The sequence below is a fragment of the Dissulfurispira sp. genome, assembly GCF_036745535.1.
In the GTDB taxonomy this organism is placed as follows: domain Bacteria; phylum Nitrospirota; class Thermodesulfovibrionia; order Thermodesulfovibrionales; family Dissulfurispiraceae; genus Dissulfurispira.
On the sequence record NZ_DAIOFX010000043.1, the window covers coordinates 1 to 17,113 of the forward strand.

At 44.6% G+C, this 17,113-nt stretch carries 16 protein-coding genes; 4 read left to right on the top strand and 12 right to left on the bottom strand.

Annotation, left to right across the window (positions count from 1 at the left end; all coding sequences use genetic code 11):
- Nucleotides 1-284: 284 nt before the first annotated feature.
- The 5 genes from V7L97_RS08145 to V7L97_RS08165 all read right to left on the bottom strand — a co-directional run bounded on the left by V7L97_RS08145 (nucleotide 285) and on the right by V7L97_RS08165 (nucleotide 2,699).
- On the bottom strand, nucleotides 285-638 hold the full coding sequence (locus tag V7L97_RS08145; RefSeq protein WP_333654926.1) for a hypothetical protein: 354 nt from the start codon (nucleotides 636-638) through the stop codon (nucleotides 285-287).
- A 39-nt stretch (nucleotides 639-677) separates the two neighbouring features.
- On the bottom strand, nucleotides 678-884 hold the full coding sequence (locus V7L97_RS08150) for a hypothetical protein (protein ID WP_333654927.1): 207 nt from the start codon (nucleotides 882-884) through the stop codon (nucleotides 678-680).
- Nucleotides 881-1,081 (bottom strand): hypothetical protein, encoded by a 201-nt coding sequence (locus V7L97_RS08155; protein WP_333654928.1) that lies wholly within the window; start codon nucleotides 1,079-1,081, stop codon nucleotides 881-883. Before V7L97_RS08155 ends, V7L97_RS08150 begins: the two co-directional genes overlap by 4 nt.
- 228 nt (nucleotides 1,082-1,309) lie before the next feature.
- Nucleotides 1,310-2,203 (bottom strand): AmmeMemoRadiSam system radical SAM enzyme, encoded by an 894-nt coding sequence (amrS, locus tag V7L97_RS08160; protein WP_333654930.1) that lies wholly within the window; start codon nucleotides 2,201-2,203, stop codon nucleotides 1,310-1,312.
- Nucleotides 2,163-2,699 carry a methylated-DNA--[protein]-cysteine S-methyltransferase gene (locus tag V7L97_RS08165; protein WP_333654933.1) on the bottom strand — a complete coding sequence of 179 codons (537 nt, stop codon included), beginning with the start codon at nucleotides 2,697-2,699 and terminating at the stop codon, nucleotides 2,163-2,165. Before V7L97_RS08165 ends, amrS begins: the two co-directional genes overlap by 41 nt.
- Before the next feature lie 36 nt (nucleotides 2,700-2,735).
- Here V7L97_RS08165 and V7L97_RS08170 point away from each other — a divergent pair, with 36 nt between their 5' ends.
- The gene (locus V7L97_RS08170) at nucleotides 2,736-5,060 is read left to right on the top strand and encodes a penicillin-binding protein 1A (RefSeq protein ID WP_333654936.1); all 2,325 of its coding nucleotides are present in this window, start codon (nucleotides 2,736-2,738) and stop codon (nucleotides 5,058-5,060) included.
- Between the two features lie 168 nt (nucleotides 5,061-5,228).
- Here V7L97_RS08170 and V7L97_RS08175 read toward each other — a convergent pair whose 3' ends face one another.
- From V7L97_RS08175 to V7L97_RS08190, 4 genes are all read right to left on the bottom strand, one after another.
- Nucleotides 5,229-5,495, bottom strand: a complete 267-nt coding sequence (locus V7L97_RS08175; protein WP_333654937.1) for a MerR family transcriptional regulator — start codon at nucleotides 5,493-5,495, stop codon at nucleotides 5,229-5,231.
- A 109-nt stretch (nucleotides 5,496-5,604) separates the two neighbouring features.
- On the bottom strand, nucleotides 5,605-8,217 hold the full coding sequence (locus tag V7L97_RS08180; RefSeq protein ID WP_333654939.1) for a CBS domain-containing protein: 2,613 nt from the start codon (nucleotides 8,215-8,217) through the stop codon (nucleotides 5,605-5,607).
- Between the two features lie 5 nt (nucleotides 8,218-8,222).
- The gene (locus V7L97_RS08185) at nucleotides 8,223-8,720 is read right to left on the bottom strand and encodes a hypothetical protein (RefSeq protein WP_333654942.1); all 498 of its coding nucleotides are present in this window, start codon (nucleotides 8,718-8,720) and stop codon (nucleotides 8,223-8,225) included.
- Entirely contained in the window at nucleotides 8,713-9,024 is a 312-nt protein-coding gene (locus V7L97_RS08190; protein WP_333654944.1) for a UPF0175 family protein, read from the bottom strand. Before V7L97_RS08190 ends, V7L97_RS08185 begins: the two co-directional genes overlap by 8 nt.
- Nucleotides 9,025-9,214: 190 nt before the next feature.
- On the opposite strand from V7L97_RS08190, the gene V7L97_RS08195 reads away from it, so the two are divergent.
- From V7L97_RS08195 to V7L97_RS08205, 3 genes are read left to right on the top strand one after another with little or no spacing between them, the layout of a single operon-like run.
- Nucleotides 9,215-10,324: a glutamate synthase gene (locus V7L97_RS08195; RefSeq protein ID WP_333654946.1), complete on the top strand. Its 1,110-nt coding sequence runs from the start codon at nucleotides 9,215-9,217 to the stop codon at nucleotides 10,322-10,324.
- Entirely contained in the window at nucleotides 10,303-11,967 is a 1,665-nt protein-coding gene (locus V7L97_RS08200; protein WP_333654947.1) for a glutamate synthase-related protein, read from the top strand. The genes V7L97_RS08195 and V7L97_RS08200 overlap by 22 nt, the downstream gene beginning before the upstream one ends.
- Nucleotides 11,957-14,368, top strand: coding sequence for an FAD-dependent oxidoreductase (locus V7L97_RS08205; protein ID WP_333654948.1), 2,412 nt, complete (start codon nucleotides 11,957-11,959; stop codon nucleotides 14,366-14,368). Before V7L97_RS08200 ends, V7L97_RS08205 begins: the two co-directional genes overlap by 11 nt.
- On the opposite strand, the gene cas6 is transcribed toward V7L97_RS08205, so the two are convergent.
- From cas6 to V7L97_RS08220, 3 genes are all read right to left on the bottom strand, one after another.
- On the bottom strand, nucleotides 14,369-15,310 hold the full coding sequence (cas6, locus tag V7L97_RS08210) for a CRISPR system precrRNA processing endoribonuclease RAMP protein Cas6 (protein ID WP_333654949.1): 942 nt from the start codon (nucleotides 15,308-15,310) through the stop codon (nucleotides 14,369-14,371).
- A 221-nt stretch (nucleotides 15,311-15,531) separates the two neighbouring features.
- Nucleotides 15,532-16,461 (bottom strand): DUF3137 domain-containing protein, encoded by a 930-nt coding sequence (locus tag V7L97_RS08215; protein WP_333654951.1) that lies wholly within the window; start codon nucleotides 16,459-16,461, stop codon nucleotides 15,532-15,534.
- A 10-nt stretch (nucleotides 16,462-16,471) separates the two neighbouring features.
- Entirely contained in the window at nucleotides 16,472-17,026 is a 555-nt protein-coding gene (locus V7L97_RS08220; protein WP_333654953.1) for a LemA family protein, read from the bottom strand.
- Between the last annotated feature and the right edge of the window lie 87 nt (nucleotides 17,027-17,113).

Genomic DNA, 17,113 nt, shown 5'->3' on the forward strand with positions numbered 1-17,113 from the left:
TTCTATACTACCTGAATCGGAGGTCTTTCTAAAATCTATTTTGGACAGATGTGTAAAAAAATCTTTTTAGAGAAGCCTCATATTCTCACAAAACAGGTTGATTCTGCATGATTTTCACCCTGCACAAAAAATAAGCTGAAGCAGAGGAAAACAAAAGCTGTCAAGACGTTCCCGAGAATGCAAGGCGCTTTTCATGACAGGTTATTAACATTTGTTGACAACTGAATTTATAGCTTGAGGCCCGCTCATACTTTTCATTAACACAATTATCTTCACGACTCTGCTTAAGCCTTATTTGTTACCTGTGGCTTTATAATCTGTGGAGTGCAGCCCTTCGGGTCCTTGGAAGAAATAACAACCACCATGCCGTCCGAAAGCATTATTAGCATAGCCTCTTTTTCTTTATTATTGATAATTTTGGTGATTCCTATAGGCTTGTTCCCCTGAGGATTATATAAGGGCTTCATATGCAACATCTCTCCTTCGAGCCACGCCATCATAAGGGCGCTTTTCTGCTTAACAAGGTCGCTTATCGTAAAAACGGCTGTATCAGCAATAAAGTACATCTGTGAATTAATGGTGAGCTTCTCGTTATCGGTCTTGTATTTCACCCTCAACATCAATTTTTTCTGATCCATTATTTTTTCTCCCTTTAACCTATAAGTATCTGATATGCCCTACCATACCAATGAAAGGAGGGCCTCAATATCTAACTGTATGCTGTTGAACTTGCACTGTACAATCATACATTGCCTTGAACGGTAGCAATATCCGCCTTTTATCACCACATGGACATTGATGCCAGTTCTTTCCCTGTAAGGACAGTAAATATGGAGCTTCCCGGTGCTCTCGGAAAAACGCTTCTCGTCAAAGAAGAACTTCATGCCAATAAGATATCCTGCTCATCGGATTCCCTGTCATCAAAGAGTGGAACCCATTCACCCTTATGCGTCAACACAAAGGGCATCTCCTTCTGGCATTTCTTGCACTTCCTGATCTCGGCTGCCTTGATGCCGAGGTCCATCAACTCGGATGTAATTCCGTGATGGGAAATTGTTTCGTATTTATGGACATGTTTCATTTTATTGCCCCCTTTCTCCTTTACAATATCCTAACCAAAACAATAAATCGAGTCAAACATGCCTTAATTGCCATGCACCGAGAAAAGTGCAATTATTCCCTGAACCTCCCCGGTATCACAGTATTGCATTTAGGACATTTACCCTTCTTAATCCTGTTTTTAACAATATCAAAAACATATCTCTCAATAAGCAATTCACCACACATATGACAATATGTGTTTTCACCCTTATGCCCCCGGAACATTGCCGAGGTACACATACCATAGCCCCTCCTCTTTGCCTATTGAATATGCCCTTTCAAGTACGGAGACAGGTGTTGGTGATAGATGGCTGAGTTCCAGATGGGGATAAAACCTTGTCACATGCCATGGGGTATCAGGGCCAAGAGCATTCTTTATCCATGATGCAATGTCCCTCAATTCTTCTTCGCTGTCATTGAATCCGGCAGTGACATTTGTAACGCACTCCACATGCATTCCGCATTCCTTTGCCTTTTTGGTTATTTCAAGAATCCCTTCGAAGCCCTTTATATGGCCGGTTTTCATATATGTCTTTTCAGAGAAGCCCTTTATATCAACCCTGTATACATCAAGGAATGGTGCTATCATAGCGAATGCCTCTTCTGTGATAAATCCATTGGTCACATAGTTGGTATAAAGTCCCTGGGTCTTTGCAATCTTTGCAGCATCGAGTGTATATTCAAACCAAAGTGCAGGCTCGTTGAACGTCCATGATATGCCTATACATTTTGCAGCCTTTGTCTTAGAGACCAGATTTTCCGGAGACATATACTCTGTATGCATTGGTCCTTCTTTCCAGTGTGCTATATCCCAGTTCTGGCAGCCGGGGCATCTGAAGTTACAGCCCACGCTTCCGAGGGAAAGCCATTTTGAGCCGGGATAGAAATGAAAGACAGGCTTTTTCTCTATTGGATTTATGGATAACGAAGATACCTCTCCATATATCAAAGTATATAGCTTTCCATCTTTATTAATCCTCGTATGGCACCAGCCCTTTTTGCCTTCCGGGATAACGCATCTCCTCTGGCAAATTAGGCAGATGACCTTTTGTTCATCAAGCTTATTGTATAGACATGCCTCTTTTTCCATAAGCTCCTTCATGCCTCAACAACCACCCCTTAATTTCAACTCCGCATGAAAAGCCACCGATAGAGCCGTCTGAGGCAATGACCCTGTGGCAGGGTAAAATTATCGGCATCGGGTTCTTCTTCAATGCCTGCCCAACTGCCCTCATTGCCTTTGGTCTTCCGACCTTTTCAGAAATCCATTTATAAGAGCGCGTCTCGCCATAGGGGATTTCTTTCAAGGCAAGCCAGACCTTATGCTCAAAGTCTGTACCTGTGATAAATTTTATCTTTTGCTTGAATTCATTTAAGTGGTCGTTAAAATAAGCATCAAGCTCATTTTTCAGTAAGGACTCAAGGGGCCGAGGATCCAAGTGGTCAAGCTGCCTCCTTGCCTCCTTGAACCCTTGAATCCTTGAACCCTCTTTTAACTGATTGCTTCCCTCTATATGCACCTCTATCAAGAACACACCTTCAAATAGGCAGTAAATATCGCCAATGGGGCTTTTATATACAAAGGGCTTGCGTTCCATTTGTAAATTTTATCACGTCCTGTTTATAATTTAGAAATGCGTTTTAAATTAGTTCTCACCATTTCTGTCCTTATCTTTGGCTTCATAGCAGGCGGATATCTTGCTATTGCAAAGGGAGTGCCCTCAATTACAGAACTGAAAAAATACAGGGCTACTGACGGCACAAAGGTTTATGCAGACGATGACACACTGGTAGGTGAGTTCAAGGTAGAAAAGGGCATCTTCGTTCCTTTAAGCAGGATTCCAGCACATCTTAAAAATGCTGTAATCGCAGTAGAAGACTCACGATTCTGGCAGCATAAGGGTATAGATTATATCGGAATAGGAAGGGCTCTCGTTAAAGACATTCTGCATGCAAGCCTCAAGGAGGGTGGAAGCACCATTACCCAGCAGCTTGCAAAGATAATGTTCCTGACCCCGGAAAAGACCATTCAGAGAAAGCTCAGGGAGGCACAACTCGCCATAAGGCTCGAAAAGGAAATGACAAAAAACGAGATACTGGAGCTTTATCTCAACAAGGTCTATTTCGGACACGGCGCATACGGTGTTGAGATGGCATCGAAGCTTTATTTCGGCAAATCGGTGAGCGATATAACCTTGCCTGAGGCAGCACTTTTAGCAGGGCTGATAAAGGCTCCAAACACTTATTCTCCCTATAACAACCTCGTGAGATCAAAGGAAAGGCAGGAGGTTGTGCTTGCGCGGATGGAGGAAGAAGGATACATTAAGCCTTCTGAGAGGGCAGCAGCAAAAAACCATACTATCCATCTATCATCCATGAGGGCAAACACGGATTCATATAACTATTTCCTCGAATACATCAGGCAGCAGTTGGAACAAAAATACGGCGTGGAAACAGTATATAAAGGCGGACTGAGAGTCTATACAACCCTCGATAGAAATGCACAGGCATATGCACAGAAGGCGCTTCAGGAAGGGCTCCGTGAGGTCGACAAAAGAAGGGGCTGGAGAGGCCCAATAGGGCATAAGGACATTAAAGAATCCTCGGGGGGTCTTAAGTCCTTCCTGGGCATCGACGACAAAGATGAGCCAAGGGTGTCTTTTTCTGCATCTGTCGGAGATATATCCACAGGTGTTGTTATGTCCGTAAGTCCGAAAGAGGCTGTAATTAAAGCACGGGGCATTTCGGGCAAGCTTATGCTTGCCGATGCAATGTGGGCAAGCACGGTAATTGACCGCCCATCGGGAAAAATAAGGACAATCAAGAATTTAAAACTCACCGACATACTGAAGAAAGGCGATATTATATGGGTGAAGATCAAGAGCATATCGGGGAAGAATGTAATGTTCAGTCTTGAACAAGAGCCGGAAGTGGAAGGTGCGGTAGTAGCGATCGAACCAGAGACAGGATTCATAAGGGCGATCGTCGGAGGCTTTAACTTCACGAAGAGCGAGTATAACAGAGCGGTTTATGCAAAGAGGCAGCCGGGTTCTGCAATAAAGCCGATAATATATGCAGCAGCCATCGAGCACGGATATACTCCGGCAAGCATCATTAATGACGAGCCGGTCTCCTATCCCGGAGGACCGGGAGGGGAATGGAAGCCTGAAAACTATGACCACAAATATTATGGGCCTACCACATTAAGAGAGGCACTCGCATACTCCAGAAATGTAGTGACAGTGAAGCTTGTAGATGCAGTAGGTATTGACAAGGTAATATCCTTTGCAAAGGATATAGGCATAGAGGCAGATATGCCGAGGGAATTGACCATAGCCCTCGGCTCCATAAGCGTAACGCCCCTTGAGATGGCAACAGCTTATTCAACCTTTGCAAACGGCGGCGTCAAAATAACTCCCATAGCAATCAAATATGTCACGGACACAAAGGGTACGGTACTGGAGAGCAATGAGCCGAAAGGGCTGGAATCAATAACTCCGCAGACATCCTTTTTAATAACATCCATGATGAAGGATGTCATTAACTACGGTACAGGCATGAGGGCAAATATAGGCAGGCCTGCTGCAGGCAAGACAGGGACAAGCAATGATTATAAGGATGCATGGTTTGTGGGTTATACGCCACAACTTGTGGGATGTGTGTGGGTTGGTTTTGACGATATGAGGAGATCCCTCGGTTCAGGAGAGGTAGGTGGAAGGGCGGCAGCGCCAATATGGGCAAACTTCATGAGGAATATGCTCGCCAATGAATCTTCTACAGATTTTTCTGTGCCGGAAGGAATAATAAAACTCTCCATAGACCCGCGCACAGGGCTCTTATCTTCTGATGAGTCTTCAGGTGTTTCGGAATACTTCAGGGAAGGGACACAGCCAAGGGATTACAGCAGCGCTCCTTCAAAGATCGAAAGGGCTGTACCGTCATCGGCCGACTACGATTAGAGGCCATTAATTCTTCTTCATCTTATTAGCTATATAAACAACGCAATCTTCGCAGAGCTTGCCATTCTCTCGATTGCATATTGACCTATTAAGCTCCCAGCAAGGTTTTGTCTTGTCGATATATGCGGTGCATTTGTTCCTTTTATCTTCCGAGCAATCGGTAATCTCTCAGCAAGGTGCATATTCGAGGAGCTTCTTTATTCCTTCTATGCTAATCTTTTTTATATGTATGAGGTCACGTATGCAGGTTATCCATTTTATGTCATTCTCAGAATAGTATCTGTTCTTGTTGCGTCTTACAGGCTTTATAAGCCCATGCTTTTCGTAAAGCCTCAATGTCTGGTCGGTAATGCCTATCAACTCAGCCACGATACCTATGGGGTAAAGGGGCAGTTCCTTTTTGTCCTTATTGTCGAGACTCATGCTCTTTTTCATTTATCCCCCTAAAAGCACTTGATAATTGCAACTAATAAAACATGTTTAAACTCAAAAAACAAGTGTTTTAGCGTAAATTTTTCTGTAAATTTTTGTTAACATCCGGATATTACAGATGTCTTAAGAGTTTCCTGACAAATTCTATCTCTTCCTCTTTAGTATGCAGCCTTTTCATCAATTTCTCGTCAAGTATCTTCCGCAGTATGTCTGAGTATTCAGGCCCTGGTGTGATGCCGAGGTTCTTCAAATCATTGCCCGTAAGGGCAGGTTTTACATTCCTCAATTCCAGAAGGAAGTGGGATATGGCCTTTTTCTTTTCACTATCCCGTGTCAATGCCATGCTGAAGAGAATAGATTCTATATCACGACTCATTAGCAAATGATATATCTCCACAGGATTGCCTGGCTTAAGCCTTCTCAATATATCATGAGCAGCCTGAAGTCCTTTTAATATCCTGTCCTTCAACCTCGATGTAACAGAAAGCCTGTTCAAAGCTAACTCCCTTTCATCCTTGTTTAGCTTATACAAGAGGGCCATGATATAAAGCATGCCCCTGTCATATTTTTCCTTCAGGAAAAGCAGCTCAAACCATGTGATGGTGTCGTGAACCGACTGAAGGAGTAATTCGATCTCAGGGGAAAAAGAGATCTTCGGATGTATTACCTTCAGCAGTTCATAATCTCCAAGCCTCTTTAATGCCTTTATGGGATTGGTTTCGTTGAAAGTCAGCATCAGTTCGTCATAAAGCCTCGTGCCTGAAAGCTTCTCGAATATATTCATCCTGATGGCGGATTTTATGAGGTTCTCTGTATGCTTCGTTAATTTAAAGCCGAACCTCTCAGAAAACCTTATAGCCCTGAAAGCCCTTGTGGGATCCTCAATGAAGCTCAGATTATGAAGCACCCTTATGACCCTGTCCTTTAAATCCCTCTGTCCTCCAAAGAAATCTATTAGCTGGCCAAAATCCCTTTTGTTCAATTTCACTGCAAGGGTATTTATGGTGAAGTCACGCCTGTAAAGGTCCTTTTTTATGGACGATGTCTCCACCTTTGGCAATGCAGCAGGGGATTCGTAATGCTCTGTCCTTGCTGTTGCAACATCGAGCTTGAAGTCTTCCTTTATTACCTGTGCTGTGCCGAATCTTTCATGGGTCATCACCTTTGCGCCTATCTTTTCTCCCAGTTTCTTTGCAAAGGCAATACCGTCGCCCTCAACCACAATATCGATATCAAGGTTCTCCTCGCCCCTCAGCATATCCCTCACACAGCCTCCCACAAGATATGAGCCGAATTTCAGATCATCAGCAACTTCTCCGGCCATCTTAAGAAAATCGTATAAATGGGAAGGCAATTTCTCTTTTAATATTCCCGAAATATTCCTTCCCAGACCGAGGACAGACTCTCCCACAAGCTCCTTTGCAGAGACCCTGCTCTTTCTCAAGAAATCCTCATAAAGCGCCCTCAATATATCTGTCCTTGTGATTGCGCCGATTATCCTGTCTCCGTCGAGCACAGGGACAAACCTCTGGTTCTGCTCTATCATGGATGCCTCAACTTCGGATATGGGTACATAAGAAGAGGTGGTAATGGCATCGGTAGTTGCAAAATCAAGACATTTGCTTTTTCCAAGGCCGTGGAAAAGGGCCTTCTCCACAACCTCCCTCGTCAAAATGCCCATATATCTGTCCTTCTTAACAACAGGAAGGACATTTACTCCGTATCTCGTCATCATATCCTCTGCATCTCTTATCATACCGTTGTGTTGAATGACGATAACAGGAGTTGTCATCACATCCTGCGCGCATTTTAAAGGCCGTACATTTTTCTTTAAAGATTCTATGAGCCTTTCTTCAATTATCTCAAAGGGGATATCCTTTATTGTTGCAGAGGCAGCAGTTGGATGGCCTCCGCCTCCGAAATCAGACAAGACCTGCGACACATCCAGCTCAGCCACCTTGCTCCTTGCAACCATCAGAACCTTATCGGCCATCCCGACCAAAAGCACAATAGCATCCGTATCCTCCATATCCATAATCTTATGGGCAAGATGTGCCACGTCTCCAAATCCCTCTATCGCACCCTTTCCTATCTTTATTCTCACGCCATGAATGACAACCTCCCTCAGAGACTGCACAAGTTCATTGAGCAGGGTAAACTCTTCCCTGCTCAACTCTATCTTCAAAAAATCCGAGACTATATTGAGATTGGCGCCTCTTTTTAGCAGATATGAAACTGCCACTAAATCCCTGGGTGTTGTTGATGTATAGGTCAAAGAACCTGTCTCTTCGTATATTCCGAGGCACAGTATTGTAGCCTCCATAGGGGTCAACGGAATCTTCTTTTTCTGGATCATCTCTGTAAATATGGTGGATACAGCACCCACATGCTCTATGACCTCCAACTCCCCCCTGATGTCTGACTTTTTAATGGGATGGTGGTCATAGATATGCACCTTAAGATCAGGCCTTGAGAGCAGTTCCTTGAGCTGCCCTATCCTGTCCGGATGCTTTGTGTCAACTAATATAAGCCTCTTTACCTTTTCTAAATCTATGTCCTTGAGCTTTTTTATCTCAACGGGATGGAATGCATCAACAAAGTCCCTCACCTTCTTTTCGAGGGAGCCAGGAAATACAATCACGGCATCAGGGTATATTTTTTTCGCACCGATGGTAGATGATAGCGCATCAAAATCAGCGTTTATGTGGGATGTAATGATATCCATGATTTTTACAGCACTTTCTTTATTGAATTTATGGGCGAATAAAATCCATGAGCAATCATGCGCCTTAATATCGAATCTGCTTCTTTAGGGCTAAATAGCTTCTTCTTCACAGCCTTCATGATAATGCCTATTGTTCCCGTAAGTTCAACTCCTAAAAATCCTGCCTCCCTTCTTGCCACTCTGTCATCACAGGCAAAAACAAATCCTCTTGTCTTTGCAACGGCGATGCTTGAGGCCTCGCCTAAGCCCATCGATACCGACAGCGACTCAAAGAGAGATTTCTCGTCTTCGGTTTCTAATGTAATTTCTTTAAGCCAGCCCTCTTTTATGGCTTCCCTTACTGCCGCGAGTCCGGCATATCCTTTAAGAAGCCCTTTCATGTTTTCGGCAACAGCAAAATCGGTGGCATATGCTGTATTTGCGTACAGCCTTTTAATAATAGACGGCGAGCCGGACAGGGCAAAGTTACTCAGCACGCAATTGTCGAATATGACATCAGGCATTAGCAGCATCCCGGGCAATCTCGTGCAGCTCTTGCACCCTGACAGGAATGCCCTGCTCTTTCAAATAAAGCCGCGTGCTGACAATATCTACGCCTAAAATCTCTGCAAGCTTGCCGAGGCTGATAAAGCCCTCCTTATAAGCGTCGAGGGCAATCGCTTTTCTGTGTTCGATGTCATTCTTTTTCTTGTAGGTTGAATCCAATGCATCCCTGACAAGCTCCCCGAGCGTCCGTCCCTCTTTTTTTGCATATAATTTCAGCTTCCTGTGTTGCTCATCGGTAAGCATGATGTTCGTTCTCTTCATTCCCAATACCTCCAAAAAATATGTGTAACTATATGTGTAATATACTATCATGTTTAATATGGCTCGTCAACATACTGACAACCCGTGTCGCACTGCCGCACATAGTTTGACAACCAGCCGACCAAAATTTTAAAATGAACGGAATTCTTGAATTTAAGTAAATTTCTTTGAGATAAAGAAGACATAGACTATGTGCAGACTGGCTGCGATTACTTCGAAAGATTACATCTCATCGATAGAACCCGTCCTTGCCCTCGAAACAATGAAGGAAGGACATGACGGCTCGGGCCTCGGGCTCACGCTGAAAAATCTCGGAGGAGAGTTCGAGAAGCTGAAAAAATATCCCATACTTTCGGGCATCTGTTCGAAAGAAGGCAAGAAGACCCTCGATGACTTCATGAAAAAGCATGGTTTCAAGCTCAGACATGAGTGGACGCCTAAGATAAAACCCATAAAGGGCATCGTTGCCCGAGATTACTATTTTGCACGGGCTTATGACTATCCTGCTTCTTATGCCGGCAAATCAATGCAGGAAAAGGAAGAACTCCTGATGAATACAAGACTCGCCATCAGGAAGATAGGCGAGCCTGACGAGTCCATATTTGCATTTTCTTTCTATCCTGATGTCATTACATTAAAAGAGGTGGGAGACCCCCTTGAGGTGGCTGAATTCTTCGGTCTCGATAAAGACGGATTAAAGGCAAAGATTGTATTTGCTCAGGGTAGGCAGAATACAAACTATGCAATACATCTCTACGCCTGCCATCCGTTCTTCATTCAGGGATACTGCTCGATGACAAACGGTGAAAACACGGCATTTGTGCCGATAAGGGAATTTTTAATGAGCAGGGGGTTCCCGGGATATATAGGTTATAACAGCGACAGCGAGGTGTTTACACATATCCTCCATTACACAGTAAGGCAGTTGAAGTTTCCGCTCACATATTATAAGGATGTCATTACACCGCTTAAGGCAGCAGAGATAGAACAGAGAAAAGACAAAGAGGCATTAAAACTCATCAAACAGTCATTAAGACCGCTATGCATAGACGGTCCCAACATGGTAATAGGCTTTATCCCTGACGGCACATGCTTCATGGTCCAGGATTCAAAAAAGCTGAGGCCAGGCGTTGTGGGAGGGATAAAAGGCAGGTATGCATTGATGTCAGAGGAGTGCGGCGTTGACAGGGCAGTGCCGAAAAGAGACAGGAGCAAAGACATATTCCCTATGAAATACGACATGGTAATTGTCTCGCCCGATGCACAGGAGGTTAAGGTATGGAACCAGCTTCAGGGATAAGGTTAGACCATAATCATCAGCTCTCATTAAAGGAGTTTCCATATATAATCAGGTGGAGGGACGACAGGTGCAAGAGGTGCGGCAAGTGCACTGCAGTATGCCCTGTAAAAGCCATCGAGCCTACAGTAAGGGTTCAGAGAATTGTGAAGTCCGAAGGACCTGTCCCCACACCAACAGCGGTAAGGAGCATTACCCATGTGGTAGAGCAGGTCAAGGATATGGAGCGATGCTGCACAGGCTGCGGCTCATGCACTCTGGTCTGTCCCAATGAGGCAATCGAGCCTGAATTCAATCCACAGCACAAATTCCTCCATTACAAAAACAAGGGAGGAGAGGGATACAAGAGGGGTGGAAGGAGAAATGACCCCTCAATATCAACCCTCGACAGGCTGAAATTCGCGAGGATATCCATGCTCACCGACCCTGCCCTGGATGCAGGAAGACACGAGTTCCGCGTGAGGTCTTATATAGGAAGGATTCTGCCTCCAGAAGAACTGCCGCTGAAATCAGTAAACGGCAAATTGATTGTAGATAAGGAGAGCATTTTTATTCCGCCTGTCAGAGAGATATTCCCCATAATGATAGGAAGCATGTCTGTCGGTGCATTATCTCCTCCAATGTGGGAAGGCCTTGCAATGGGCGTGGCATATCTCAATGAGGTGGAAGGAATGCCTGTTGTTATGTGCTCCGGCGAAGGCGGAATGCCGCCGAGGCTTTTAAGATCAAAGTATCTGAAGTATTTTATCATCCAGATTGCATCGGGCTATTTTGGATGGGATGAAATAATACATGCAATTCCGCACATGGTGGAAGACCCTGCAGCCATAGAGATCAAGTATGGTCAGGGTGCAAAACCCGGTGACGGCGGACTGCTCATGGCGCAGAAAGTTTTAAAGCTCATTGCAAAGATCCGTGGCGTGCCGCAGTTTGTTGACCTTGCATCGCCTCCAACACACCAGACAAAGTACTCCATAGAAGAGGCGGTTGCAAAGATGATACAGTCCATGTCTATGGCGTGGGGGTTCAGAGTGCCTGTTTATCCGAAGATATCGGGGACAAGGACGGCAAGGGCGGTGTTGAATAACCTTGCAAGGAACCCTTATGCAGCAGCCTTGAGCATAGACGGTGAGGACGGCGGAACAGGAGCAGCATACAATGTGTCCATGGACAAGATGGGCCATCCAATAGTATCAAACTTAAGGGAGTGCTATCTTGACCTTGTAAAACAGGGCAAGCAGAACGAACTTCCATTGATAGCAGCAGGAGGGATCGGAAAGAAGGGAAATCTTGCTGCAAACGCCGCAGCACTCATAATGCTGGGAGCATCAGCAGTTGCCATCGGAAAATACATTATGCAGGCAGCAGCAGACTGTTTTGGAGACGAATACAACAGATGCAACCTCTGCAATACAGGCAAATGCCCGAGGGGCATAACAACGCAGGATCCGAAGCTTTACAGAAGGCTGGATTCTGACAAGGTTGCAGAGAGGGTAGTAGAGGTCTTTAAGGCTGCAGATGTTGAACTGAAAAAGATATTCGCACCTATGGGAAGGAGCACAGAACTGCCCATAGGAATGTCTGACGGATTAAGCATAGATGACCAGGCAATAGCAGAGAGGTTGGGAATAAGTTATGCGTGCTAAGGCAAAGAAGAAGACAACAACGCAAAAACCAAAAGTCACAAAAAAGGCAGCAGCGGAGCAGATGCTCGCCATACAGGGAAAGACTGCCATCATTAAAGGCAATGTGAACGGCAACAGAGTTCCTTCCAGAATCCTTGAAGAACAGATACAGCATGCTGTTCAGGAAGGTGCAAGAGAGCTTCATATAATTGCTGACGGTCAACATGGCATCGGCGGCCGTATCTGGCCGAGGGGTGAGACCGTAAAGATAACTGTTGAAGGCCCTGTTGGCCAGAGGCTCGGAAGTATGGGAATGTTCGGCACAGAGATAGTCGTAAAAAACAGCGTCTCTGACGATGTGGGATGGATTAACTGCGGTGCAAAGATAACAGTACTCGGCGATGTCACAAATGGTGCATGGAATGCCGCTGCACAGGGAATTCTCTATGTACAGGGAAGCGGCGGAGCAAGATGCGATACCATGACAAAACAGAATCCGAGATTTGAACCGCCCCAGTCATGGTATTTCAGGAACGTGGGCGATTCCTTTGCAGAGTTCAAGGCAGGAGGAATTGCAGTTGTCTGCGGCATAAATCCGAGGAATCCTGAAAATATCTTAGGTTATCGTCCGTGTGTCGGAATGGTTGGAGGAACAATATATTTCAGGGGGCCGATTCAGGGTTACAGCGAAAAGGATGTAAAGCTCCTCGACCTCACAGAGCAGGACTGGCAATGGCTCAAGACAAATATGAAACCGTATCTCGAAGCCATTGACAGGATGGAATATTATGACGAACTTACAAAGTCGCCAGATGCATGGAAGAAATTAATTGCATATACACCCCAGGAAAAGAGGGCAAGAAAATGGTTCAAGATGTCCACCTCAGAATTCAGGAAGAACATGTGGGAAAAAGAGGTAGGACAGGGAGGTATATTTGCCGAATATCTTGACCACGAACTTACATTACTTCCATATATAACAACGGGTAGAGACAGAAGGAATAAACCAGTATGGGCAAATGAAAAATATGCTCCTCCGTGTGCATATGCATGCCCGACACATATACCATCTCACAAAAGGGCATCATTAATCAGACAGGGCAAACTCAATGAGGCATTGGAATTGGTATTGCAATATAGTCCTCTGCCTGCAACGGTTTGCGGAGAGATATGCCCCAATCTCTGCATGCAGGCATGTACAAGGGCGCATCTTGACAAACCTCTTGATATAGACAGGATGGGTAGCCTTGCACTTGACCTGCCTGCTCCGAAAAAGGCTGAACCAACAGGCCACAGGATAGCAGTTATCGGTGGAGGCCCCGCAGGAATGAGCGCAGCATGGCAGCTTGCATTGAAAGGACATACCGTTGACCTTTACGAGGCAGGTGATAAATTGGGTGGAAAGATAGAGCAGTGCATTCCGAGAGAGAGGCTCCCGCGCCAGATACTCGAAAAAGAGATTTCGAGGTTTAAAGAGCTTGGAATCAATGTCCATCTGAATACAAAAGTAGATAGAGGCACATTCGATGAAATATACAAAGACCACGAAGTGGTTATTCTTGCTATAGGCGCACATCAGCCAAGAAAGATAGCATTTCCGGGCTCCGAGAATATAGTTTCAGCATACGATTTTTTGAAAAACATAAACCTCGGAAAACATCCTGACCTGAAGGGCAAGAAGGTTGTCGTAATCGGCGCAGGAAATGTGGGAATGGATGTCTGCTCCGAGGCATTCAATTACGGTGCTGAATCGGTTACAGCCATCGATATCCAGAAGCCTGCGGCATTCGGAGTGGAGATGGAGATAGCAAAGGCAAAGGGAACACAGATCGTATGGCCGAGATTCACAGAGAGATACGACAAAAAAGAGAAAAAGCTCTACTTCAAGGACGGCTCATCAATGGATGCTGATTTTGTTGTGATGTCCATAGGTGATGTACCGCAAATTGATTTCCTGCCGCCAAACATTCATACAGAAAGGGGCTGGATTGTAGTTAATGAAAACTATCAGACCTCTGATGTAAAGGTCTTTGCAATCGGTGACGTGACAAGTCTCGGACTCGTAACACACGCCATCGGTCACGGAAGGGTTGCAGCAGAGCAAATCCATTATCAGGTCGCACACGCTCCTCGCCACCCAGAAATAAAGCAGGTCATTCCTTATGAGAGAATTAAGACAGAATACTATGATATCTGCCGCGGTGATTTCCCTGTAGAGCAGGAGGCTAACAGGTGCATGTCATGCGCCACATGCCGCGACTGCCACATGTGCGAGGCTACATGCTACTGGGGAGCAATAAGCAGGGTCGAACACAAAGACGGTTCATTCGAATACGTTGTGGATGATAATCTTTGCATCGGCTGTGGCTTCTGCGCAGGCATCTGCCCATGCGGCGTATGGGAAATGGTAGAAAACGTATAACTAAATCAGAACCTCGTATTTCCCTAATCCAAAGGTTGTGCCTTTTCCCACATGCACTATTTCTCCGGCTTTTATAAGTGGCATTAATTGCTCGACATCTCCATTGAATGTTATTTCCCCCACAAAGCCTCCCATCTTCATCTTTGTATTTTGCCTTGCCGAATATCTCTCCCAGTCATACCATCTAAGGTTCCTTTTAGCCACGACAACATCTTCTGACTTTTTTATCAGCCCCTTAAAATCCCAGTCAGAGGGATCTCCGCCGCAGTGGAAATAATAAAGCAGAGAGAGTCTCCTTAAAAGGTTTCTCACAAGGATGTGAAATTCAAGGTCTTTTGTAAGATGATTGTTATAAAAAATCCTTGTGGGAGTAAGAAACCTGATGGTGACGTTTTCGATTTCGCTTTTTCCTGAACTATCATCGAAGAAAAGAGGAATGTCGTTGGCTTTAAATGAATGTATGGTCTTGCTTTGAGAATCATAGATTATCCTTCCATTGGAGCTTACATTTTTTAACTCAAAACTGCCTTTCCCTCTTCCTATTCCGATACTGCCAAGTTCGCTGAAGGCATAAATAAAATACGCAAGATAGTCTATTGCCCTGCCAACGAGAACTAGCCCAAATGTTATCTCATCTGCCGGCTTATAACTCATCCGCTTTTCCAAGGGAGGCTCTATTATAAATGGATGGGGTGCTGCCACGTATTTCCTCATCATCTTTGTATCAGGGGGCGGAGGGGTTTCAAACACATAGGAATAAACACACTTCTCTTTCAAAAGACACCCGGAGCATTCCTTTGCCTTTAAAGCACATACAACCCTTTTAAATGCATGTCCGAATGCGCCCCTGAAAGTAGAACCTTTATAAGACGGCAGTATCAAAGGATCACGGGGAACTACGCAAAATTCGAAGCGTCCTGCTGTTATGTCGGCTGTCATCATAATATTACCGTCTCTCCCTGACCAATAAATACCCTACAACTGACACTTCCTTTTCGACAAAGCAGAGAACTCCGAGAATATCGAGATACCTTGAAACAAGGCTTTTTTCCAAATCCATGTTCGTTGATTATCTCTGAGGGCTTCCGATTTCCTCTCAGATGTATAATCAGGATTAGTATAATCTAAATTACACATTTTAACAACGCAGGCTGCCTGAGATGTCACTTGCTCCAAATTCTGGTATTCAGATTTAAATCTTCTACTATTCCGACAACAAGATTCAGGAAATAAAAGTAATTATATATGACATCAGCATCTTGTATCGAACTTAAAAATGGAGGTTCGAACAGGTTATAGTTTGTGGGTATTGCAATATAAACCCTGCTCCCTACAAATGAGAGTGATATTTTCCCTGCTTTGTCGCTGAGAGCAACTATCCTCTCCATAAGGTTTGGGGCAAGGATATACCTTGCCTCTATCTGGTCAGAACTGTAAACTGTGAACCTGTCGTTAAACCTCGGATCCTCCAGCTTTACACGCCCCTTACGAAAAAGACCCGGGCTTTTCTGCATTACATACGTGCATCCGGAAAACCATTTATTGAAGTCTGCGGAAAAAAATATACCGCAAAATATTGTAGCGTAGTATGTGTCGGTCTGTGAGTGCCCATCATCGTCTGTCCTCGTTGTTTTGTGTTCTTCCTCAGCATGCACAATTGAGAATTTTATGTGCGTTTCTCCAACATAACCCTCGACATAATCTTTCCCGTTATAACGGTCCGGACATTTGAATAGACCGCACCCATTAAACTCATCCTTGCTCATATAGTTATAGGGATGATAATATAGCTCAGAGTTAATAAACTGCAGAATAGAAGGCATAATTTTTGACTTAAACTCACGGGCATAGCTATTTTTCTGCCTTGTATAGACGAATAGCAAGACAATACCAATAGCTGCCAGAGAAAAAAAGTGGTACCACCATGACATGCCAGCGCTCTCATAAACGATTAGAAGGAGACCTCCGATGCCCAGCAAAACCAGACCGGTTTTAAATATGAAGGAAATGCTTCTTTTCCTCCTCTGATCTAGTTCATGTAACAATCGTCCGAGTCTATCGTTATATAGTTCTTCAAAATTGACTGTTTTCACGCTCACCCTCTCATTTTATAACCACAGGCTTGCGTTCCTCGTCTGGAATCTCAAACCATGGCTTCTGCCTGTAGCCCATTATCCTTGCGGCTATATTGAGGGGAAACATCTCAACTCCGTTGTTGTAATCAGTAACTGCAGCATTATAAGCGCGCCTCGATGCCGAAATCTGTTCTTCTATCTCATTCAGCGACTTTTGCAGATGGAGAAAATTTTCGCTCGCCTTCAGGGCTGGATAATTCTCAGCCACTGCAATAATGCTTCTCAGCACCTTGCTGATCTGTTTATCCAGCGTTATTCTCTCCTCATCGTCAATATTGCCAGAGACCGCTTTTGCCCGCAATAAGGTCAGTTCCTCCAGCACCTTCTTTTCGTACGTCATGTATTTCTCAACAACGGTCACGAGATTTGGAATCAGGTCATACCGCTTTTTCAGCATGGCATCAATAGAAGAAAAAGCATAACTGACCCTGTTCTTTCGAGAAATAAGGGTATTAAAAAGAGCTACCGCCAGAAAAAAGAATGCAGCAACCGTTATGATTGTTGCTATTGCCAATGTGCTCATGTTGACCCCCTTTATGCTTGTTTTATCCTAATTCACATCTGTCCAAAATAGATTTTAGAAAGACCTCCGATTCAGGTAGTATAGAGT